The sequence below is a fragment of the uncultured Psychromonas sp. genome (assembly GCF_947489755.1).
GTDB lineage: Bacteria > Pseudomonadota > Gammaproteobacteria > Enterobacterales > Psychromonadaceae > Psychromonas.
On record NZ_CANLFB010000047.1, the window covers coordinates 1 to 21,356 of the forward strand.

The following is a 21,356-nucleotide window of genomic DNA, read 5'->3' on the forward strand; positions in this document are numbered from 1 at the left end:
AGCTTATGATTATCAGTATAAAATGATCTGATCGCTACTTTATTAAAAAGTTCAATTTATAATGATCTTGCCGTACCGACAGGGCGAAATCAAAGCTAATAAACATCAAATAGACTGGACAAGCGCAGACGAGCTACAAAGACAAAAAACATCAACCTAACCTAACTTAACTTAACAAGAAAAGACGAGTTATGGGAATAGTAAAAGGAAAAAAATTCATACAGAAACCAACGCCCACTAAAAAACCGATACTCAAATGCGATAACAAAATGCCACCGTTGAGTTTTCCCAAATAATTAATCGCTTTTAGCAAAGCCAAACAGGATGTTTGGATTAGGCTCGTTTGGCACATGGATGTGCCGCAAGAGCTGGTACGTTATAAAAGTGATTTATTATTTGGATCAGAAAATGATCCGATGTCAGTTTCTTTGGCTTTTCTAGGCACTGGTTTCTTTTCCGGCAAAAGAAAGACGTGTCGCCGACAGGGCGAAATCACCGATGATAAATATCAAGCTGACAGGATAAGCGCAGACGAATCCAACTTAAAAGCAAAGCTAATATATAAATAAGATATCGATTACGTAACGGACGTCCTTATTTGTTATAGCTCAGCGATGTGCGTGAGCGTTTCTGGATGACGTTGTACTAATTTCAAAAGTGTCACAGCTTGCCCATTTGGGGCGCTACGCCCTTGCTCCCAATTCTCTAAAGTACGAGAGGATGTATGCAGTAAACTAGCAAAAACACCACGTGACATATTAAATTTTTCTCTAATATTTACAATTTCATCAGGTGAAATATCAAGTTCACTTACATTATTAACCTGATGCGTTTTAAGGGTTAGCTTTCCCTCTGAATGGTCTTTTGCTTCAATAAGCGCCGAACTTAATTCTGTAAATAAATCACGATTGCTCATTACGCCATACCTCCATAAAATCTTTTAATTGTTTCTTTTGATCTGCGGTTAAATCTGACACTTCACTTTTCCCATAAATAGTGAGTAAATAGAAACGTCGTTTTTCATCAAGAAAGTAATAAATAATACGTGAACCACCACGCTTCCCTTTCCCCTTACTTGCAACTCGAATATTTCGCAAACCACCAGTACCTTGAATTACGTCTCCCAGCTTTGGGCTTGACATTAATTCAGCTTGAAAAAGTCTAAACTCTTCATCACTAAGGTGGTCAGCTCGATATTTCTCAAATATTTTTGATTCTACAAATATACATTTCATAAATTAAGGGTACGCAAATAACGTATAGATATCAAGATAGGATACGAATAAACTAAATAAAGCGCCCGCTCTAAAAACAACTTAACTTACATGCGATCACAAAATGTCAGCGTTCAATATCAATTATTTTTGCTTTTATTTAAAAAATCTGCTTGACTCTGTACCTAGATACAGAGTGTAGGATAGGAGCTATCGATGAATGAGAACAAACCAATTACCATTGGCGTGTTGGCTAAAGCAGCAAATGTTGGCGTAGAAACAATTCGTTTTTATCAACGTAAAGCCATTATTGAACAACCATTAAAAACCAATGGATTTCGTCATTATTCTAATGAAGATATTCGGACGGTTCGCTTGGTGAAAAAACTTCAAGGAGTTGGTTTTTCCTTAGATGAAATTAAGGAACTTCTCATTTTCGATCATTGTTGTAGTGAATCACGATCAGTCGTTAAGCATAAATCGTTAACCAAAATTGAAGAAATTAAAACACAAATTTCTGAATTACAGGCAACGGTAAAAGCATTAGAAGTGTTTTCAAACACTTGTGGTTCAAACCAGATTGCAGAGACTAATTGTCATTTACTAGATTGTTTTGAAAACCATTGGCAGTGCTGTAGCACTGACAATGCCCCTAACCTAACTGGAGAATAAATATGAGTGAAGTATGTAAATGTTGTGAAGACACCACAAAATCGAACTGTTGTTGTAATACAGACAGCTGTAAATGTGTAGAAAGTTGTGCATGTGGTGATTGCTGTAGCAGTTCAGATTGCTGCTAAACCCTTTCACATTTGATGTTATTACTGCCTATCTATTTTATTAAGCGCTTTAGATTAAGCACTCTATATTAAGTAGAAGATAGGCAGCTTTTTAACTAGTAACATTCAGTGCGCTTTATGGTGTATGGGAATCAATGCAAAACGTATCGAAGTTACTATCTTTACTCTTGATTACTGTTCATCATTGATCGCAATAAGTTCAAATACCCCTCATCACTAAGGTGATCTACTCATTTTACTGATTTATTGTTAGCTGTTCTTTTCAGCCTTTATTTGTATCATTCTTTTGCTAAGATCTTTCTGAAGAATATTGATGTTATATGGCGTCATTGATTTCCACTTTTCACACTCTTTTCTTGTTCTGGCACATCCCAAACACCAACCTTTGTTACCCGAAAAATCACACTGATCGATACAAGGGCTTTTTCTTTTTTTCATTTCCAGTATCTCGTTTTATTTAATATTCAACATGACGCTTACTCAAAACTTAAGTCGTTTTTGTTCAACACTAGATTCTAACACCGTAAAGCGGATAAATACTTAAGATAAATACGGTGATAAGTTTTTAAAATTAAGTGGCATTGTTTCCAGAACAATCCAACCATTATTTCCAAGTGTTTTATAGCTAACATCAGCCAATATTAAACAACCAAAAAAGCAGACTGAAGGCTGTGCTCCTAAAAGTAGAATAAAGTAATCTCACTCAAATAAACTTATATTCGTCCCCTCTTTTTCACCTATCAATTTGATTGGAAATATCCATGAGAAAACCAAGGTATTTCATAGACAAACCTATCAACAAAGCTTAAATTAACACACATCTTAATAATAATTATTATCATTTAAATATTGTAACGCTATTAAACTTATTGTTCGTCATGTAAGAGAAATAGGTAAACAGAATATGAGAACTAAAAAACTAAATTGGGGGAATATATGAACAAAAAAACAATTCTTATGATTTTAGACGGTTGGGGCACTTCACCAGATCCTAAAGTATCAGCACCAGACAATGCTAACATTCCGTTTCTAGATTCTTTATACAAAAACTACCCTAATGCGTCGCTGCGCACTGATGGTGAACATGTTGGCTTACCAACAGGACAAATGGGTAACAGTGAAGTAGGCCATATGAATCTGGGTGCTGGACGCATTGTTTACCAAGATCTAGCAAAAATTAATATGGCGGTAGCTGAGAAAACCCTATCTAAAGAACCCGTATTAGTAGATGCACTGCAATATGCTAAAGATAATAATAAAGACGTACACTTTTTAGGTTTATTAAGTGATGGCGGTGTTCACTCGCACTCCAGTCACTTAAAAGGTTTTATTGATGCGGCACAAGAAGCTGGCGTAAAAAATTCTTATGTACATGCCTTCTCAGACGGGCGTGATGTTGACCCTAAATCAGGGAAAAGCTCTATCGTAGATTTAGAGGCTTACATTGAAAACACCAATACTCAAATAGCCTCAATCACTGGCCGTTACTACGCCATGGACAGAGACAACCGCTGGGAACGAGTACAACTTGCTTATGATGCACTCGTCAATGGTGTCGGAGTAAAAGCAACAGATGCAGTCAGTGCGATTGAACAAAGTTATGCCGACGGTGTAACAGATGAGTTTGTTAAACCAATTATTTTAACTGACGATCAAGGGCAACCACGCGCAACAATTAAGAAAGATGATGTTGTTATCTTCTTTAATTTCCGCACTGATCGAGGTCGTGAATTAACACAAATGTTAAGTCAGCAAGACTTCCCAGAGCAGAATACAACTAAGCTTGATTTGTACTACGTGACGATTACTAACTACAGTGATGACTTTAACAATGTAAAAGTTATCTACAACAAAGATAATATTACTGAAACACTAGGTGAAGTATTAGAAAAACACGGTAAAAAACAAATTCGCATTGCTGAAACTGAAAAATACCCACATGTGACCTTTTTCTTTTCAGGTGGCAGAGAAACCCCTTTTGAAGGAGAATCTCGCATCTTAAAAAATTCGCCTAAAGTAGCGACATACGATTTACAACCTGAAATGAGTGCTTATGAACTGCGTGATGCATTAATACCAGAACTCAATAAAGGAGAGGCAGATTTTGTGTGCCTTAACTTTGCCAATGGCGATATGGTCGGGCATACCGGCATGATGGATGCCGCGATTAAAGCTTGTGAAGCAGTAGATGAATGTGTCAAAGACGTTGTAACAGCAGCGCTTGCTAATGATTACACCACGCTGATCATCGCCGATCATGGTAACTGTGAAACCATGATGAATCCAGATGGTAGCCCACATACGGCGCACACTACTAATCCTGTTCCGGTTATTTTAGTTGATAAAGACTTAAAAAGTATTGAAGACGGCGTATTAGGTGATATGGCGCCAACGATACTGAAACTAATCGGCATAGAACAACCTGCGGCAATGACAAGACATTCATTAATTTAGTTTTGCACGTATGTTCTGAACCTAAGCAGTATAAAATCTCTGATTGAGCTGGGTAGAAAATAACCCGGCTTTCAATATAAAGAGTGTGTTCATTGAGTACACGGCAGTTTATGTGGTTTAGCTAGTTTAGCTAGTTTAGCTAGTTTAGCTAGTTTAGCTAGTTTAGGTAGCTACGTGGGTAGGTCGTTTTGGGTTAAGTTAAGAGGTCATATTTTGATTAAAACTTGTGGGAGTTAGTGACTTTATCGCTTCTCCCCCACAAAAATATAAAACTATAACAATGGGCTAAATAGGTATAAAAAACCTTCTAATAAACGTTTGAAAAAAGGTCGTTTCTGCCACTTCTCCAAAGCTAATTGATTGGAAGCTAACGTGTAATGCATTTGTGCAGTTAATAACTCACCTGCAAACTTGGGATTATCGATTAACATAGTCATTTCAAAGTTTAACCAAAAGCTGCGTAAATCTAAGTTAACTGTACCTATCAATGCAATTTTCTCGTCAATCACAATACTTTTACTGTGTAACAACCCACCATAGAACTGGTGAATTTCAACACCTGCTTTTAATAGATCTTCAAAGAAGGCGCGAGAAGCATACTTGACCATCACTGAGTCATTTTTGGCAGGTAAAATAATTTTAACGTCCACCCCTCTCATCGCAGCAACTTGTAACGCCGTTAATAAACTTTCGTCTGGGACAAAATAAGGTGTGGTGAGTACTAAACTATATTTAGCTTCATAAATAGCAGTTAACAGTACCTGATGAATGCCAACTTTACCGAACTCAGGCCCTGATGGGATAAGCTGTGAATTTTCATCACCTGCAATACAAAACAAAGATTTATTCGCAGGTGGTAAACATAGGTTTTGCTCGGTCTCTAAACTCCAATCCCATAAGAACAATCCTTGCATATGCTGCACGATAGGACCTTCACAACGCACCATTAAATCGACCCACTCACCGACACCTTTATCTACTTTAAAATAAGCAGGATCCACTAAGTTCATACTACCTGTGTAAGCGGTATGATCATCAATACATACTAACTTGCGGTGTAAGCGAAGATCTTGCCTTTGAAAGAGTAGGCGAAATGCCCCTACCGGTAGCGCTTCAACCACTTGTACGCCTGCTTGCTGTAATTGTTCTGGAAGGTTAGATTTTAAAAAGTCATGGCTTCCCACTGAATCCAACAATAATCGACAATCAACCCCTCTCTTTGCAGCTAGCTTTAACTCGACTAATAACTGGTCAACCAACCCGCCTTGATTGCAAATATAAAACATTAAATAACAATGCTTTTTAGCGTTTTTAATTTCTTGCGTAAGCTCTAATAAAATATCATCGGTAGTGGTTAACAAAGTATGCTGATTACCTTTAACCATTGGCATATTAGTATAAGACTCAACAAACGATTGCATCGCATGTGCATTTTCACTGATCAATTCTTTACTTTGTTTACAGGTCACTGCTTGCTCTTGAATCCACTCTAAGAAAGCACTTGAATGTAGCTTTCGTTGCTTACTACGTTTTGCCCCTAAATTTAATTCTCCAAAAATAAAGTAACCAATCATCCCAGCTAAAGGCACTGCAAACATAAGGAATAACCAAGCCAGTGACACACCAATCGGCTTACGTTTTAAAACGACTCTTACAGACATCAAAGTTAATAAACCAAAATACAATGTCGCTGAAGCAGCGATATATATTTCACTTTCTAACCAATTCATATTAAAACCAATGTGTTCCATGTACTTCCTAATAAAAATAAAACGAGATGATTAAGATCGATTCAATAAAGAGGTTATTAATAAAGTAAACGACAAAGAAAAGCTATTGATTTAAATGGTAGGTCGTTTTCTCTTTAAGGTAAACGAATGAGAGTTGAGTAAAAATAATATAACGATAATTTTTTTGGCAACTTTAGTATTGACTAAAGTTCACCAAAAAAATTAAAAATGGAAGGAGTTAATGCACCTACCATTTGAATCTAAAGTAATCATTATTTGCGTTTATTACATCTTAAATAAAAAGTGGCTTCAGTTGCTGTCATCACTTCTTTTTGGTTATTCCATTTATCCGACACTGGTATTTTATCGTTAGTGAGACAAGGGTCATTTTCTATTGTTTCCCCTACGACATCAATGCCAAGTGAATTTGCCAACACAAAGACAGACTTAAGCATCGCTTCTCCGGCTAAGAAACCAGGTACACCTTGAATAAAGTGTTTTGATATTTTGAATTTATCAATATTGAGTTTATCAATGGAGTATAAAACAGAACGCTCAGCACCAAACCCTTCAACAGTAAGTGCAATGCCTAATCGGCTTAGGTTAAATAAATTCTCTTGAACTCTATAGAGATCATTACGGAATAAGCTTTCTTCAATTTCAAACTCAAACCAATTAGCTTTAGCGCCGGTATCTAATAAAACTTTTTGGATAGAACCAATTAATGATAATTGCGATAACTCTAACTTAGATAAAGGCAGTGCAATCCGTCCAAAATTAATGCCTGAAGCATGCCATTTTACGGCTTGCTTAGCAGCTTGAGTAAACATTTTAATACCTAACTCAATTAACACACCAGATTGTTCTGCAAGCATTAAGAATCGTTCAGGTAATAACAGACCTTGCTCAGGATGATGCCACCGTAATATACACTCAACAGCTACAACACGACGTTTATTAAGGTCATATTGAGGCTGATAATAAACCTCAAATTGGTCTTCAATAAGCGCTAACTTTAATTCGTTTTCGCGGGCCAATTGATGAGTAGAATGAACCGTTAATTCGTTAGTATAAAAGTGATAAGTACTGCTTTTATCTCGCTTACTACGTAACATTGCCGTTTCAGCATTAGATAAAACCATATCGACATCCATACCATCATCGGGGCAAATACTAATGCCAATAGAAAGTGATAAGTCTACGGCAACACCTTCAATAGTCATGGTTTCAGAGAACTGTTGTGCTATTTGTCGTGCAATTAAAGCAATCACTTGTTCATTGTCGAATTCATCAATCACTAATACAAACTGATCATCACCAATACGAGCAATGTAATCTTTATCTGAAGCAGATTGCTTGAGACGTTTTGCAACCCCTCTAAAGACTAAATCACCTTGGTTATGACCATGGCGTTCATTGATTGCTTTAATGCCTTTAATCTCAATAAATAAAATACCCATTGGTATTTGTTTATGATTAGAACGCGCAATCGCCGTTTCTAAATGATTAAATAAAGCGATTCGATTATTTAAACCCGTTAAAGAATCATGCTTAGATAAATACTGAATTTTTTCTTCATTGTATTTATTTTGAGTTAAATCAGTAAATGAATAAACACGATTATCTATTTCTGTTTCACTGTCTTTTATTTGATAAACCTCTAACCAAAAATAACCAAGGTCACCTTTTTTGGTGTAGAAAGTCACATCGCCTTGCCACTTACCTTTATTTTTTAACGCCCGTTCAATATTAATAAATAAACGTCGGTAATCACCACCGTAAGCAAATGAGGCAATGTTTTGATTTAGTAGCTCAGATTTAGTGTAACCAGCAATGTCTAAACAAGCATCATTAGCGGTTATAACCATGCCTTTATTGTCGGTAACTAAGATCCCATCACGGCTATTTTCAAATACTGCATTAGCTAATTTAAGTTGTTTTTTGATAATGCTTTTTTCAGTGATGTCTCGTCCAATCGCAATCAACCCTTGGACTTTACCTTCTTTATCTTCTAACGGTACTTTCTGCATAAATATATAATGCTTTTCACCATTATTGTACGTAAGGAATTCGTTGTTGGCGTAAATTTCATTATTTTCAATAGCTTGAGTATCTTGTGCTTGACACATTTTCGCTTGATTTAATTCAAATAATTGGTCATCTTTTTTGCCAATAATGTCAGCTTCAGGACAACCAACAAATTCTTCAAATTGTTTATTACAGCCAATAAAACGACTTTCTAAATCTTTAAAGAAAATAAGATCTGAAGAAAGGTTTGCCGTTGCGCGTAACATAACACGCTCTTTTTCTATCGCAGCCTTAGCGGCATTCATTTCTGATGAATCAAACAACATACCGATTTGATGATCGCTATCATCGGTAACTTCTTCGCGAATGAGGAACTCACGCTTAATACCCGTAACATCACGCATTTCAAATTCAAGTAAACGAACGTAATGATCATCGTTAAACATTCTTAATGTTGATTTTTTAACTTTATCAACAATCCCATCTGGTAAGACTTTATCTAGAAGTTGCCCTATTAAATCATCAGGCAACAAACCAAATATTTGAGAGAAATAAGTATTGCAATAAATAATGAAACCTTGCAAATCTTTATAATAAAGAGGGATGCTAATACAATCTAAAGCAGATTTAACTTCATCTGAGATACCCACTGTCATCGCAGGCGGTAGAATACTAACGTCATCAAGACAAGGCTCTTCGTCAGTTAAATAAAGGCATTGCATCTCTGGGTATTTTTCTGTGATGCGTTTTTTCACCGCATTAAAAACGGGGCGATCACAAATAAGGTGATGGTAGTTATCTTCACTAATAATGGTTTCAATTTCGTTCACGCAAACGTAATGAACAATACTAATATCATTAGCACTAGTAGAATTAATGGGTAATAAAGCTTCAACTAATTTAATATTGTCGCCTATATATAACACCTTTTTAACTATACTTAACAATATTATCACCTTAAATAAAAAAATAAACTTATTATATTAAAATCAAATACTTAATGTAACTTAAAAAGATAAAAAAAGGGAGCTTAAGCTCCCTTTTTTTATTGTTACTATCTAACCTAGTTGTTTGCGGACGTTTCTAAACATTCGCATCCATGGGCTATCTTCTTTCCATTCATCTGGGTGCCAAGAGTTAGCAACCGTTCTGAACACTCGCTCCGGATGAGGCATCATGATAGTGACACGGCCATCTTTCGAAGTAAGTCCTGTAATACCATTTGGCGAACCATTTGGATTAGCAGGGTAAGCTTGAGTGTTGTTACCATAATTATCAATAAAGCGTAATGCAATAGATCCACTTGCTTCAATAGCAGCAAGATGTGAGCTATCTTTCACTTCTACACGGCCTTCACCATGAGAAACAGCAATTGGCATGTGTGAACCAGCCATATCGTTTAAGAATAATGAGTTAGATTTTTGTACTTCAACCAAACTAAAGCGTGCTTCAAAACGTTCTGAGTTATTTCTAACAAAGCGTGGCCATAAGTCTGAACCTGGAATTAATTCGTTAAGGTTTGATAGCATTTGACAACCATTACAAACACCTAAAGCAAATGAATTTTCACGTTCAAAGAAAGTTTGGAATTGATTTCGAGCTTGCTCATTGAACAAGATTGATTTAGCCCAACCTTCACCAGCGCCTAATACGTCACCGTAAGAGAAACCACCACAAGCGACTAAACCAGCAAAGTCTTCTAATTGAACATCACCCGATAACACATCACTCATGTGAACATCAATCGCAGAGAAACCAGCACGATTAAACGCAGCTGCCATCTCTTGTTGAGAGTTAACACCTTGTTCACGCAGAATAGCCATGCGCGGTTGAACACCTTTAGCAATATAAGGCGCTGCAACATCTTCATTGATATCAAACGTTAATTTAGTTGATAGACCAGGGTCTTTATCATCTAATTTAAGGTCAAACTCTTGTTGTGCACATTCAGAGTTATCACGTAATGATTGCATTTTAAGCGTTGTTTCAGCCCAAATGCCACGGTACTCAGCACGCTTAGCAGACAACACTTCTTTTCCATCACGAATAAATTCGATTTGGTCAGACTTGTTTAATGAACCAATCACTAATGAGCTTGATGATAAGCCGTGTCCAGCAAGCGTATTTAATACCGCTTCTTTATCTTCGCGTTTAACTTGAATAACAGCACCTAGCTCTTCCGAGTATAAAGCAGCAAAATCATCACTACCTACTTGGTCAAGTTTAACGGTTACGCCACAGTGTCCAGCAAACGCCATTTCAGTGATTGTTGAGAATAAACCGCCGTCACTTCTATCGTGATAAGCCAGTAATTTCTGATCAGCAACTAACGTTTGTACTGCATTAAAGAAGCCTCTTAATAGTTCAGGGCTATCTAAATCTGGTGTAGTTTCACCTAATTGCTTATAAACTTGTGCAAGTGATGAACCGCCTAAACGATTTTTACCATTACCAAGGTCAATTAAGATTAAATCAGTTTCGCCTTGGTCAGTGCGCAATTGTGGTGTGACCGTATTACGGATATCACGAACCGCACCAAATGCAGTAATAATCAAAGACAATGGAGAGATAACTTCTTTCTCGCTACCGTCTGCTTCCTGCCAACGAGTCTTCATTGACATTGAGTCTTTACCCACTGGGATAGTTAATTCTAATTCAGGACATAACTCTTCACCAACGGCTTTAACTGCTTCGTACAAACCAGCATCTTCACCCGGATGGCCGGTTGCAGACATCCAGTTAGCAGATAGCTTAATGCGTTTGAAATCACCAATATCAGAACAAGCGATATTAGTAATTGATTCAGCCACCGCTAAACGAGCAGAAGCACCAAAGTTAAGCAATGCAACAGGCGTACGCTCACCTAATGCCATTGATTCACCGAAGTACGTATCGTAACTTGCAGCTGTTACTGCACAATCGGCAACAGGTACTTGCCAAGGGCCAACCATTTGGTCACGTGCGACTAAACCGGTAACAGTACGGTCACCAATCGTAATAAGGAATGTTTTTTCAGCGATAGACGGTAAACGTAATAAACGTTCAGCCGCTTCTTTAACAGTCGCCCCAGATAGGTCTAATTGTTTACCTGTTGCCGTTTGCGTTTTAACGTCACGATGCATCTTAGGCGCTTTACCTAATAATACTTCTAACGGCATATCGATTGGTTTGTTATCAAACTCAGGATCTTTCAGCGTTAAATGCATCTCTTCCGTTGCTTCACCGATCACCGCATACAATGCACGTTCACGCTTACAAATTGCTTCAAACGTCGCTAGGTTTTCAGGCTTAACGGCCATTACGTAGCGCTCTTGAGATTCATTACACCAGATTTCATGAGGTGCCATGCTTTTTTCGTCATTTGGAATAGCACGTAAATCGAAAACACCACCACGACCGCCATCATTCACAAGCTCAGGCATCGCGTTTGATAAACCACCCGCACCTACATCATGAATAAATTGAATTGGGTTATCTTCACCCATTTGCCAACAACGGTCGATCACTTCCTGACAACGACGTTCCATTTCTGGGTTTTCACGTTGCACTGAAGCAAAATCTAAATCTTCTGTAGAAGCACCTGAGTCCATTGATGATGCAGCACCACCGCCTAAACCGATGTTCATTGCAGGGCCGCCTAGCACGATTAACTTAGCGCCTACTGGGATCTCTTTTTTCTGAACATGTTCACGACGGATATTACCTAATCCACCCGCCAACATGATTGGCTTATGGTAGCCACGAATTTCATTGCCGTTATGGCTTTCTACTTGTTCTTCATAAGTACGGAAGTAACCTAAAATATTAGGACGACCAAATTCATTATTAAATGCAGCGCCACCCAAAGGTGCTTCTAGCATAATATCTAACGCAGAAACGATACGGCTTGGTTTACCAAAATCGGTTTCCCATGGTTGTTCAAAGCTTGGAATACGTAAGTTAGAAACAGAAAAGCCAACTAAACCCGCTTTTGGTTTAGAACCAATCCCTGTCGCGCCTTCATCACGAATCTCACCACCAGAACCCGTTGCTGCACCAGGGAAAGGAGAGATAGCGGTTGGATGGTTATGAGTTTCTACTTTCATCAAGATATCAATATCTTCATGGTGGTAACCAAATTCACGGTCATCAACACTTGGGAAGAAACGCCCTGCTTTGTAACCTTCCATCACAGCTGCATTATCGCTGTAAGCAGATAAAACATGTTCAGGATGTAATTCATGGGTATTACGGATCATTTTGAATAATGATTTAGGCTGTTTTTGGCCATCAATTGTCCAGTCTGCATTGAATATTTTATGACGACAATGCTCTGAGTTTGCCTGTGCAAACATCATTAATTCAATATCGTTAGGGTTACGACCTAACTTAATAAAGTTTTCAACTAAGTAATCTATTTCATCAGTTGCTAATGCTAAACCTAAGCTCACATTTGCTGTTTCTAAGGCACTACGTCCTTGTCCTAAGACATCGACGCTAGTCATTTCACCAGGTTTGCCTTGTACAAATAATGTAGCCGCATCATCTAACGATGTGAGCACCACTTCCATCATGCGATCATGCAATAAGCCAGTTAATGCTTTAATTTGTTCTTCATTTAATTCTGTGGCTGTTTCAACATAATAAGCAATACCACGCTCTAAGCGTTTTACTTTAGTTAAACCACAGTTTTTCGCAATGTCCGTTGCTTTTGATGACCAAGGCGAAATAGTGCCTGGGCGTGGCGTGACAAAGAGGAGTATTCCCACTGGGTCATGCTCTGCTATCTTAGGTCCGTAAGTTAATAGCTTTTGTAATACAGCTAACTCTTGGTCATTTAAAGAATCAGATAAATCTGCAGCATGCATAAATTCCGCATATATGCCTGTCACAGGTAAATCTAACGCTTCACAGTTTTTCAACAACTGATTAACTCGAAATGTCGATAAGGCAGGTGCCCCTCGCAAAATTTCCATAGGTTATTACTCTCGTTGGATAAATAAATGAACTTGGGTTTAGCTCAATATTATAAAAGAAAAGCATTTTTTATTAAATAGAAACACTCTATAGTCTATGATAAATAACCCCCTTAATTGGTAAATAAATGGATATTTAAATCGTTTATTAGATAATCTACCAACTCTACTAATTGGATTGGCACAATTTGCTTATGAATAAACCTGTTTTTCTTTCCTGTATCGCGGTCAAATTAAAATTATTTCTTACGAGTGTATTAGTTTATTTACTGAGTGCATGTAACCCATTTATACATACAACTCACTTAGAAGAGATGCAAACGCGCCAAACATTAATTATGGGGACGATGAATAGCTCATTAACTTATAGTTACGACGGCGATAATTACAGCGGCCTAGATTATGAATTAGGCAAGAAGTTTGCTACTTACTTGAAATTAGAATTAGTTATTAAAGAGTTTGATAACCTAGATGAATTATTTACAGCATTAGAAAGCAATGAGATTGACTTCGCAGGGGCGGGATTAACATTAACGCCTAAACGCGCAGAAAAATACCGTAGTTCTCCCCCTTATTATTACCTCTCTCAAAAACTGGTTTACCACAAAGGCACTTATAGACCGCGTGATATGTCAGATATTGATGCACCGATCAATGTTTTAAAAGGCAGTAGCCACGAAGAAAATATTAATGAATCAATAGATGAATACCCAGACCTGGTTATCAATGTATTAGACAATGAAGATCAAGAATCTTTATTGCAAAAAATAGCTGAAAAAGAGATTGAATATGCCATTGTTGATAGTACAACGCTGGCTCAAAAACAGCGCTATTACCCATCTCTGGCAGAAGCATTCACTATCTATGAAAAGCAACCAGTGGCTTGGTTGATACGTAAAGAACAAGATGATTCACTCTATTCTGCAATGATTGAATTCATGGGTAACCAATACAAATCAGGCACCATAGCTAAAATTGAAGAGAAGTATTTTGGACACATCGGCGATTTTGATTATGTCGATACACGCACCTTCTTAAAAAGAATAGACAATAGATTACCTAAATACGAAAACCTATTTAAAAAATATGCCACGCCAGAAGTACCGTGGTTATTACTTGCATCGGTCAGTTACCAAGAATCCCATTGGGATCCTAAAGCTCGCTCCCCTACTGGTGTCCGAGGCATGATGATGTTAACGCGTGATACCGCGAAATTTGTTAACGTCAAAAACCGCTTGGATGCAGAACAGAGCATTCAAGGAGGGGCAAAATACCTGTCACAACTTATTAAAAGGTTGCCTGAAAGTATCCCAGAGGATGAAAGAATCTGGTTTGCTCTAGCTTCTTATAATATTGGTTTAGGCCACTTACTTGATGTTCGACGAATTACAACCATGAAAAAGCAAAATCCAGATTCATGGGCAGATGTAAAAGAAAACTTACCTTTATTGCACCAGCGTAAATGGTATACGAAAACACGTTATGGTTATGCTCGCGGACGTGAAGCAAAGCATTATGTTGATAATATTAGAGAGTATCTAAAAACCTTAACTTGGCACGCCCAAGAGCAAGAAAAAGCACTTAAAATCGAAGCAGAAAAACAAGCAGAGATTGATAGACTTGCAGCTATTGAAGAAGCTAAACAAGCTAAAATAGAAGCAGAGAAACAGGCAGAGATAGAAAGACTTGCTGCTATCGAACAAGCTAAGCAAGCTAAAATAGAAGCCGATAAACAAGCTGAAATTGATAGGCTTGCTGCTATTGAACTTGAAACTCAAGCTAGAATCGAAGCCGAGAAGAAAGCGGAGGCTGAAAGATTGGCTGCTGCTGAAAAAGCTAAACAAGCCAAAATAGAAGCTGATAAACAAGCTGAGATTGATAGGCTTGCCGCTATTGAACTGGAAAAGCAAGCGAGAGCTGAAGCTGAGAAGAAAGCAGAAAAAGAAAGATTAGGTGCCGCTGAACAATCAATAAGCACCGATCAATAATCAATAATCACAGTAAAGAGTAGAGTAGTAAAGTTCATGACTCAGAAAGTGTCTCTATTTGTACAGACTACAACAGTGCAAATAGAGATAACTGAGTAAATATCGAATTAAATAAAATAAAAAGACGAAGTAAACAGTCAGTATCACGACCAACAAAATGAAAGTAAGGTTACGATAAAAATTAACCTCAAACTCTCTCCATTGCATGAATGTAATTGAGACAATCAATTGCCCCAACTAGCTCAATCAACACAAAAACCTATCAAATTGATAAATACAATCGATTTTACCTATAGCTTCTTTTGAAATATCATTACCTTATAAAATAAATAATATGATCAAGGTAAGAATATGAGCCAGCAAACTGTTAAACAAATCATGCGTAAGCAACCAATAACTATTCAATGTAAAACACCATTAACAGAAATAATTCATATCATAGTCACAAGTCAACAAGCTCAATTACCTGTGGTTAATAATAATAAAAAGCTGATTGGTATGGTGTCACTTATCGACTGTCAAAAAGCGTTATTAATTGGCGCTTATCATTGCGATAAACCAGTAACAGTCAATGATGTTATGAAAGAAGAGTTTATGTTTTTAAATGAAGATGAAGATTTATCTGAAGTTGCAATCAATACTCAACAGCAAATAGAGAACTTTTTCCCTGTTGTTAAAGACGATAAATTAATAGCGATTTTAAGACGTACCGATCTATTGGTACATTTACATAAAAATCTATCGCTTTGTTCTAAAACTCAATAGATTGAGGGTTAGCGATTGTTAAGCGACTAGTAGATAAGAGTCCAGGTAAGTACGTGAGTTTTTTACCTGTGACTCATCCGGTTTTAAATTGCTCGTAAAAGAGTGATGACTTAAAGCGAATGGACTGAACTGTCTAGCGCTGAACAGTAACGACTTAATATTAAACTCAGTTCATAACAGCTCGCTTTTTACTTAGTTGCTTTATTTGCTTTGCTCGGACCTCATCGATTCTTTTTTTACTTTAATGTTTTATTCTTCTCCCTTAACACTTCCTTCACTCTTAACACTTCCTTCTCCCCATTTGTTTTATTTTAATATTCTCTTTTAAAATCAATGACATTTATAAAGTAAAAAGAGACACAGCTATAAAAGTTAAGAAATAAAAAATAAAATGAAAATATCTTTATACAAAGCAACTGTACAAAACAAGCAAACAAAGGCAGAGTGCACACCCTTTTATGTAATGAGTAATTAATTATGAATGTTATGTTGGCTATGTTGGCCGCTTTTTTATGGGGTACAACCTACGCCGTCACACAATATTCTCTGCCGGGCTGGCCGCCATTATTGTTAGGCGCAATACGTGCTTTACCTGCTGGTTTATTATTACTTGCATTCAAACCGAGTATGCCGGAAGCAAAACATTGGCCTATTTTAGTTCGTTTAGGATCGATTAATATCGCACTATTTTTTGGCTTATTATTTATTATGGCGCAAACCCTACCTTCTGCTATATCAGGTGTAGGGATGGTTTCTCTGCCCGTTTTTGCCATGTTTTATTACTGGTTATTACATAAAAAGAAACCAAATAAAATACAGTTCATATCTGGTATGACGTTAATTACATTAGCGTGGCTTTTATTTGATCCTTTGAATTTGAAGCTTAATCCTGTCGGTCTAATTGCCATGATTGCTGCATTAGCCAGTATTGTAATTGGCAGTAATATCATTCAAGGTTTAAAAGGAAAAATGCACTGGTGGTCAGTGCTTTGCTGGCAGTTAATTATCGGCGGTAGCATACTAACAATTATTGCCTTTGCTCACGCCCTATCATCACCCGCTCAATATTTGTCAGTATTACAAAACTTTAACTCACTCAATGCGATGGGATTAATTTGGCTCGTACTGCTTAATACAATGTTAGCTTATGGTTTATATGTTTGGTTAATGACTCGAATGACAGTGGTAGAGTTTACTTTTGCAGGTATTAGCAACCCCGTTGCAGGTATTTTAATGGGCTTAATATTAGTTGGAGATCACTTTACAGCCAATCAATATCTTCTCATGGCATTAATTATAGCAACCTCATTAATGGGCTCGTTACTCAGTACTTATTACGAACGTAAAAAGCTTAAACAAATCAAAAAATAATGACTCCCTCTCTCTATTTACCGATAGTCTTTAAATCTATTTACCGATAGCAACTATCGGTAACGCCACTTTTAATATTAAACACCTCGTTCTAAGGCTTCCTATCTTTTCAGCGCAACCAACATTAAGCGGAATAGACTTAAGAGTTAATCTCTGAGTAAAAAGCATAAAATATCAAAATAGATATTTAAAAGTATGCATCAAAGAACACATTGATAGATTTTTCAACAAAGTACGTTAAGCATTGTACTCAATACCATATTCAGGGCTGATTAAGTTAATGAGCACTACCGCCGCTAACACTTACATTAGTCTTTCTTCTCGATCGTAACTTGAATATTCTTACTATTCCCAGCAAACCATTTTTGTACGTATAAACTTCCTACGATTGGCGCGGTGCCTTCTTCCGGTACTTCTTTATAACGAACACTATTTTTAGTTTCTTTTTCAATTTCGAAATTAATGACTTTATTGGACATTATCTTTTTCTCCTCTGCTTGCTTTCTTTAGCGCTTTTTTCTCTTTACGACGACGTCTAAAAAAATCACTTATTTTATTAGCACATTGTTCATCGTAAATACCGGATGTCACGTCAACTTGATGGTTCAACTTATCATGACAAACTAAGTTAAATACACTACCTGCTGCGCCTGTTTTATAATCTCCAGCTCCATACACTAGACGTTTAATACGAGCATGAACCATTGCACCAGCACACATCGGACAAGGCTCTAAAGTAACATATAAAGTACAATCAATAAGACGATAGTTTTGCAATGCTTTGCCTGCGTTGCTTATTGCAATAATTTCCGCGTGAGCAGAAGCATTGTGCTCTAATATGGAAAGGTTCCAGCCTTCACCAACCACTTGGTTATCTTTGACTAAGACCGCTCCCACAGGGATTTCTCCAACGGCCTCCGCTTTATCAGCGAGTGCTAAAGCATATTGCATCCAATCTTCGTCAGTGTAATGCTCGGTTGATTCTGCTCCGTTGTTTTTATCATTCATTGTTTTGACTCATAGACTTTATTCATTTTGTTTTCGATTTGGCTTGTATGCTGAGATAACATCACTTCAAAACAGCTAATTTACAAAATAAATGAGTAATATAACGTGGTTAATTCGACGCCATAAACTAAATAAATCCAACCAGCGATCGCTAAATAAGGACCAAACGGTAAAGGTCTACTTTGTTTATCTTTTGATGCCACAATCACTGCAATACCAATGATTGCACCAGCGAATGAAGATAAAATAATAATGAGTGGTAAAGCTTGCCATCCAAACCAAGCACCGAGTGCTGCCAGTAATTTAAAATCACCGTACCCCATCCCTTCTTTGCCCGTTAACAACTTGAAAGCCCAATAGATAGACCACAAGGTTAGATAACCAAAAACAGCCCCTAAAACAGCATCTTGTAAACCAATGAAGGTACCCGACATGTTAATTAATAAACCTAACCATATTAACGGTAACGTCAATTGATCCGGCAAGAGCATGGTATCAAAATCAATAAAGGTTAGGCTGATCAGCACCCAAGTAAAAATTAATGCAAAAAAGACAGGCCATCCGAAAGGAATAATGTAAGCAATCGCTAATGACATCACCCCTGTCAGCAGCTCTATACTGGGATAACGAGCGGGGATTTTACAGTCACAATGTTTACAGCGACCTTTTTGCAGTAACCAACTCACTAATGGAATATTTTCCAATGAACCAATTAAATGGCTACATTTAGGACAACGAGATCGAGGTAACACTAAGTTAAAAGTAGATTCATCGACCTTAATATTCGCATCGGGAAAGCATTCAGCACATTCAGCTTCCCAACTTCTTTGCATCATTACCGGTAAACGATAAATCACGACATTTAAAAATGAACCAACCAATAAGCCTAATACTAACACCAGACCAAAATAAAAAGATGGGACTTGCTCCATCAACATGATTACTTCATTCATAATTGCCTTTACTTGTTAATGAGTTACTTGGGGTATTTATTTTTATTAATAATGTTGATTAGCTTACTGCAGGCGCACAAATTTCGTCATCTACAAAAAAGTAAGCAATCTCACGAGCTGCAGATTCAGGACTATCTGAACCGTGAACCGCGTTATAACGAGTTGATTCTGCAAAGTCCGCACGGATAGTACCAGGTGCAGCTTGAGTTGGATCTGTTTTACCGATTAATTCACGGTATGCAGGAATAATGTCCTCACCTTGTAAAACTAATAGCATAGTCGGTCCAGATGTCATGAACTCAACAAGTGGTTCATAAAATTCTCTACCTTCGTGCTCAGCATAAAAACCTTCAGCTTGCTCCCTTGTTAACTGCATTAGTTTTGCAGCAACGACAGTGAACTTTGCACTTTCAAAACGTTGTAGAATAGTACCTGTAAGTTGTTTACTAACAGCATCGGGTTTAATCATGGAAAGTGTTCTTTCTAATGGCATAATAGCTCCTTGAATTACGTTAATCGTAAGTGCAATATACCCCGTATAGATAGTAGCTATCAATAACAACATAACGTCAGAGGAGTTAATATCACATTTCATTAACATAGACGGGCATTTATCGAACAGATAGACACTTGGGCAAATAAAAATACTTAAGGAAATCCATCATCAAACGCTACCTTTCCTCATCTCGATTAAAAAAGAGCATTGTATTTAGTCTGTTAATGTTTTTAGCAATACTGCTCTTACCTCGCTTTTTACCACAAAGTCCATCGACAATGACATTGGTCGATCAGCAACAAAAGCAACACTTCTCTCGTTGTCCTGTATTAGTCAATATTCAGGTCAATAAAACAAATAATCACCTACCGAATACATTTTCATTATTAAACTGGAATATTTATAAACAACAGAATCCACAATGGTCTGAAAAATTAAATGAATGGGCTTCTCAAGCAGATTTAATTACGTTACAAGAAGCAAAATACGACCAAGCATTAATTGATTTTAGTCAGCAACAACAGCTTACTTATTTTCAAAATATCGCTTTTAACTATAAAGATGAAAGCTATGGTGTAAATACACTTAGCCGAGTGCAAGCTTCACAAGCCTGTGGCACTCGATACCCAGAACCTTGGACGATGGTACCTAAAACAGGTATTGCCACTATTTATCCAATTGCTGATACAACGCTTGAAAACTCATCGCCTATCCATTCAAAAGAATCATTATTATTAATCAACTTACATGGGGTGAACTTCACCTTTACTGCTCAACCATTAAAAGAACAAGTTACCCCTTACTTACAGCTAATTAAGCAACATAAAGGGCCAATCCTTATCAGTGGTGATTTCAATACTTGGAGTGAAGATCGTACAAGGAAGATCATCGATACATTGGTGAGTGCAGGCTTTAATGAGACACAATTTACTAAAGATAAGCGCTTGATCGTATTCGGACGGCCTTTAGATCATGTTTTTTATAGAGGATTAACACTGATTAAAGCACAAAGTATTTCCACCATTGCTTCAGACCATAGTCCACAATTAGTCACTTTTACTTTACCAAAAGAAAAATAAAAAGTGAGAATGTCAGAATAAAAGCTCTGGATTTAAAAATGATATTTAATAAGAGGGAAATATTGAATTGTATGCTCGAACCTAAAGACACGAATACAGCTCTTAATTGGCAAAGTCTTTATGATTTAGATAATTGAATTTATTTAGAATTATTGAAAGGAAATTTGAAGCAGTACACGAGACTAAAAAAACGCATGACTCCTACACTTAATAAGCAAGGTCGTTTTATTCAATTTGGAAGTGTTAATGGATTTCTGTAGAGAAGTAATTTGGAGCGGTACACGAGACTAAAAACAAAACTCGTGACCCCAGCTCTTAATTGGCAAGGTCGAGCTCTACCAACTGAACTAATAACGTTTCATCATTTATTTTAGACAATGATTTAAAATATATTGATACGTTTTTATGATATTTACAATGAATTTACAGAGATATGAAATTTGGAGCGGTACACGAGACTCGAACTCGTGACCCCGACCTTGGCAAGGTCGTGCTCTACCAACTGAGCTAGTACC

The 21,356-nt window shown here is 37.1% G+C and carries 17 protein-coding genes; 7 read left to right on the forward strand and 10 right to left on the reverse strand.

The features are described 5' to 3' along the window. Nucleotides 1-350: 350 nt before the first annotated feature. Nucleotides 351-569 carry a hypothetical protein gene (locus Q0794_RS17270; RefSeq protein WP_298943988.1) on the forward strand — a complete coding sequence of 73 codons (219 nt, stop codon included), beginning with the start codon at nt 351-353 and terminating at the stop codon, nt 567-569. Nucleotides 570-601: 32 nt separating this feature from the next. On the opposite strand, the gene Q0794_RS17275 is transcribed toward Q0794_RS17270, so the two are convergent. Together Q0794_RS17275 and Q0794_RS17280 are read right to left on the reverse strand one after the other, a co-directional pair. Next, the gene (locus tag Q0794_RS17275) at nt 602-916 is read right to left on the reverse strand and encodes a type II toxin-antitoxin system MqsA family antitoxin (protein ID WP_025564697.1); all 315 of its coding nucleotides are present in this window, start codon (nt 914-916) and stop codon (nt 602-604) included. Continuing rightward, the gene (locus tag Q0794_RS17280) at nt 903-1,235 is read right to left on the reverse strand and encodes a type II toxin-antitoxin system RelE/ParE family toxin (RefSeq protein WP_298943992.1); all 333 of its coding nucleotides are present in this window, start codon (nt 1,233-1,235) and stop codon (nt 903-905) included. Before Q0794_RS17280 ends, Q0794_RS17275 begins: the two co-directional genes overlap by 14 nt. A gap of 195 nt (nt 1,236-1,430) precedes the next feature. Between Q0794_RS17280 and Q0794_RS17285 the strand changes: the two genes are divergently transcribed. After that, nucleotides 1,431-1,886 (forward strand): MerR family transcriptional regulator, encoded by a 456-nt coding sequence (locus Q0794_RS17285; RefSeq protein ID WP_298943993.1) that lies wholly within the window; start codon nt 1,431-1,433, stop codon nt 1,884-1,886. Nucleotides 1,887-2,263: 377 nt separating this feature from the next. On the opposite strand, the gene Q0794_RS17290 is transcribed toward Q0794_RS17285, so the two are convergent. Further along, nucleotides 2,264-2,452 (reverse strand): DUF1289 domain-containing protein, encoded by a 189-nt coding sequence (locus tag Q0794_RS17290; protein ID WP_298943995.1) that lies wholly within the window; start codon nt 2,450-2,452, stop codon nt 2,264-2,266. A 498-nt stretch (nt 2,453-2,950) separates the two neighbouring features. On the opposite strand from Q0794_RS17290, the gene gpmI reads away from it, so the two are divergent. After that, the gene (gene gpmI, locus Q0794_RS17295) at nt 2,951-4,468 is read left to right on the forward strand and encodes a 2,3-bisphosphoglycerate-independent phosphoglycerate mutase (RefSeq protein ID WP_298943997.1); all 1,518 of its coding nucleotides are present in this window, start codon (nt 2,951-2,953) and stop codon (nt 4,466-4,468) included. Between the two features lie 272 nt (nt 4,469-4,740). Here the strand turns inward: gpmI and cls are convergent, their stop codons facing one another. The 3 genes from cls to purL all read right to left on the reverse strand — a co-directional run bounded on the left by cls (nt 4,741) and on the right by purL (nt 13,181). Further along, on the reverse strand, nt 4,741-6,219 hold the full coding sequence (gene cls / locus Q0794_RS17300; protein WP_298943999.1) for a cardiolipin synthase: 1,479 nt from the start codon (nt 6,217-6,219) through the stop codon (nt 4,741-4,743). A 251-nt stretch (nt 6,220-6,470) separates the two neighbouring features. Next, a complete protein-coding gene (locus Q0794_RS17305; protein WP_298944001.1) occupies nt 6,471-9,173 on the reverse strand; it encodes an EAL domain-containing protein in 2,703 nt (900 codons plus the stop codon). A 111-nt stretch (nt 9,174-9,284) separates the two neighbouring features. Next, nucleotides 9,285-13,181 carry a phosphoribosylformylglycinamidine synthase gene (purL, locus tag Q0794_RS17310; RefSeq protein ID WP_298944003.1) on the reverse strand — a complete coding sequence of 1,299 codons (3,897 nt, stop codon included), beginning with the start codon at nt 13,179-13,181 and terminating at the stop codon, nt 9,285-9,287. A 194-nt stretch (nt 13,182-13,375) separates the two neighbouring features. Here purL and mltF point away from each other — a divergent pair, with 194 nt between their 5' ends. The 3 genes from mltF to Q0794_RS17325 all read left to right on the forward strand — a co-directional run bounded on the left by mltF (nt 13,376) and on the right by Q0794_RS17325 (nt 17,305). Next, complete coding sequence (gene mltF, locus Q0794_RS17315; protein WP_298944005.1) at nt 13,376-15,169, forward strand: membrane-bound lytic murein transglycosylase MltF; 1,794 nt, start codon at nt 13,376-13,378, stop codon at nt 15,167-15,169. 351 nt (nt 15,170-15,520) lie between these two features. Next, on the forward strand, nt 15,521-15,934 hold the full coding sequence (locus Q0794_RS17320) for a CBS domain-containing protein (RefSeq protein WP_298944007.1): 414 nt from the start codon (nt 15,521-15,523) through the stop codon (nt 15,932-15,934). A 477-nt stretch (nt 15,935-16,411) separates the two neighbouring features. Further along, nucleotides 16,412-17,305 (forward strand): EamA family transporter, encoded by an 894-nt coding sequence (locus Q0794_RS17325; RefSeq protein ID WP_298944009.1) that lies wholly within the window; start codon nt 16,412-16,414, stop codon nt 17,303-17,305. A gap of 308 nt (nt 17,306-17,613) precedes the next feature. Here the strand turns inward: Q0794_RS17325 and Q0794_RS17330 are convergent, their stop codons facing one another. From Q0794_RS17330 to ndk, 4 genes are all read right to left on the reverse strand, one after another. Then, nucleotides 17,614-17,784 (reverse strand): hypothetical protein, encoded by a 171-nt coding sequence (locus tag Q0794_RS17330; protein WP_298944011.1) that lies wholly within the window; start codon nt 17,782-17,784, stop codon nt 17,614-17,616. Further along, the gene (gene tadA / locus Q0794_RS17335; RefSeq protein ID WP_298944013.1) at nt 17,774-18,313 is read right to left on the reverse strand and encodes a tRNA adenosine(34) deaminase TadA; all 540 of its coding nucleotides are present in this window, start codon (nt 18,311-18,313) and stop codon (nt 17,774-17,776) included. Before tadA ends, Q0794_RS17330 begins: the two co-directional genes overlap by 11 nt. An 80-nt stretch (nt 18,314-18,393) precedes the next feature. After that, on the reverse strand, nt 18,394-19,266 hold the full coding sequence (locus Q0794_RS17340) for an A24 family peptidase (RefSeq protein WP_298944015.1): 873 nt from the start codon (nt 19,264-19,266) through the stop codon (nt 18,394-18,396). A gap of 58 nt (nt 19,267-19,324) precedes the next feature. Beyond that, a complete protein-coding gene (gene ndk / locus Q0794_RS17345) occupies nt 19,325-19,759 on the reverse strand; it encodes a nucleoside-diphosphate kinase (RefSeq protein ID WP_298944016.1) in 435 nt (144 codons plus the stop codon). A gap of 221 nt (nt 19,760-19,980) precedes the next feature. Between ndk and Q0794_RS17350 the strand changes: the two genes are divergently transcribed. After that, on the forward strand, nt 19,981-20,841 hold the full coding sequence (locus Q0794_RS17350) for an endonuclease/exonuclease/phosphatase family protein (RefSeq protein ID WP_298944017.1): 861 nt from the start codon (nt 19,981-19,983) through the stop codon (nt 20,839-20,841). Nucleotides 20,842-21,356: the final 515 nt, after the last annotated feature.

Bases quoted from the DNA above. Each gene is read 5' to 3' on its own strand.
- Q0794_RS17270 (WP_298943988.1), top strand. From the start codon at position 351: ATGGATGTGCCGCAAGAGCTGGTACGTTATAAAAGTGATTTATTATTT.
- Q0794_RS17275 (WP_025564697.1), bottom strand. From the start codon at position 916: ATGAGCAATCGTGATTTATTTACAGAATTAAGTTCGGCGCTTATTGAA.
- Q0794_RS17280 (WP_298943992.1), bottom strand. From the start codon at position 1,235: ATGAAATGTATATTTGTAGAATCAAAAATATTTGAGAAATATCGAGCT.
- Q0794_RS17285 (WP_298943993.1), top strand. From the start codon at position 1,431: ATGAATGAGAACAAACCAATTACCATTGGCGTGTTGGCTAAAGCAGCA.
- Q0794_RS17290 (WP_298943995.1), bottom strand. From the start codon at position 2,452: ATGAAAAAAAGAAAAAGCCCTTGTATCGATCAGTGTGATTTTTCGGGT.
- gpmI (WP_298943997.1), top strand. From the start codon at position 2,951: ATGAACAAAAAAACAATTCTTATGATTTTAGACGGTTGGGGCACTTCA.
- cls (WP_298943999.1), bottom strand. From the start codon at position 6,219: ATGGAACACATTGGTTTTAATATGAATTGGTTAGAAAGTGAAATATAT.
- purL (WP_298944003.1), bottom strand. From the start codon at position 13,181: ATGGAAATTTTGCGAGGGGCACCTGCCTTATCGACATTTCGAGTTAAT.
- mltF (WP_298944005.1), top strand. From the start codon at position 13,376: ATGAATAAACCTGTTTTTCTTTCCTGTATCGCGGTCAAATTAAAATTA.
- Q0794_RS17320 (WP_298944007.1), top strand. From the start codon at position 15,521: ATGAGCCAGCAAACTGTTAAACAAATCATGCGTAAGCAACCAATAACT.
- Q0794_RS17325 (WP_298944009.1), top strand. From the start codon at position 16,412: ATGAATGTTATGTTGGCTATGTTGGCCGCTTTTTTATGGGGTACAACC.
- Q0794_RS17330 (WP_298944011.1), bottom strand. From the start codon at position 17,784: ATGTCCAATAAAGTCATTAATTTCGAAATTGAAAAAGAAACTAAAAAT.
- tadA (WP_298944013.1), bottom strand. From the start codon at position 18,313: ATGAATGATAAAAACAACGGAGCAGAATCAACCGAGCATTACACTGAC.
- Q0794_RS17340 (WP_298944015.1), bottom strand. From the start codon at position 19,266: ATGAATGAAGTAATCATGTTGATGGAGCAAGTCCCATCTTTTTATTTT.
- ndk (WP_298944016.1), bottom strand. From the start codon at position 19,759: ATGCCATTAGAAAGAACACTTTCCATGATTAAACCCGATGCTGTTAGT.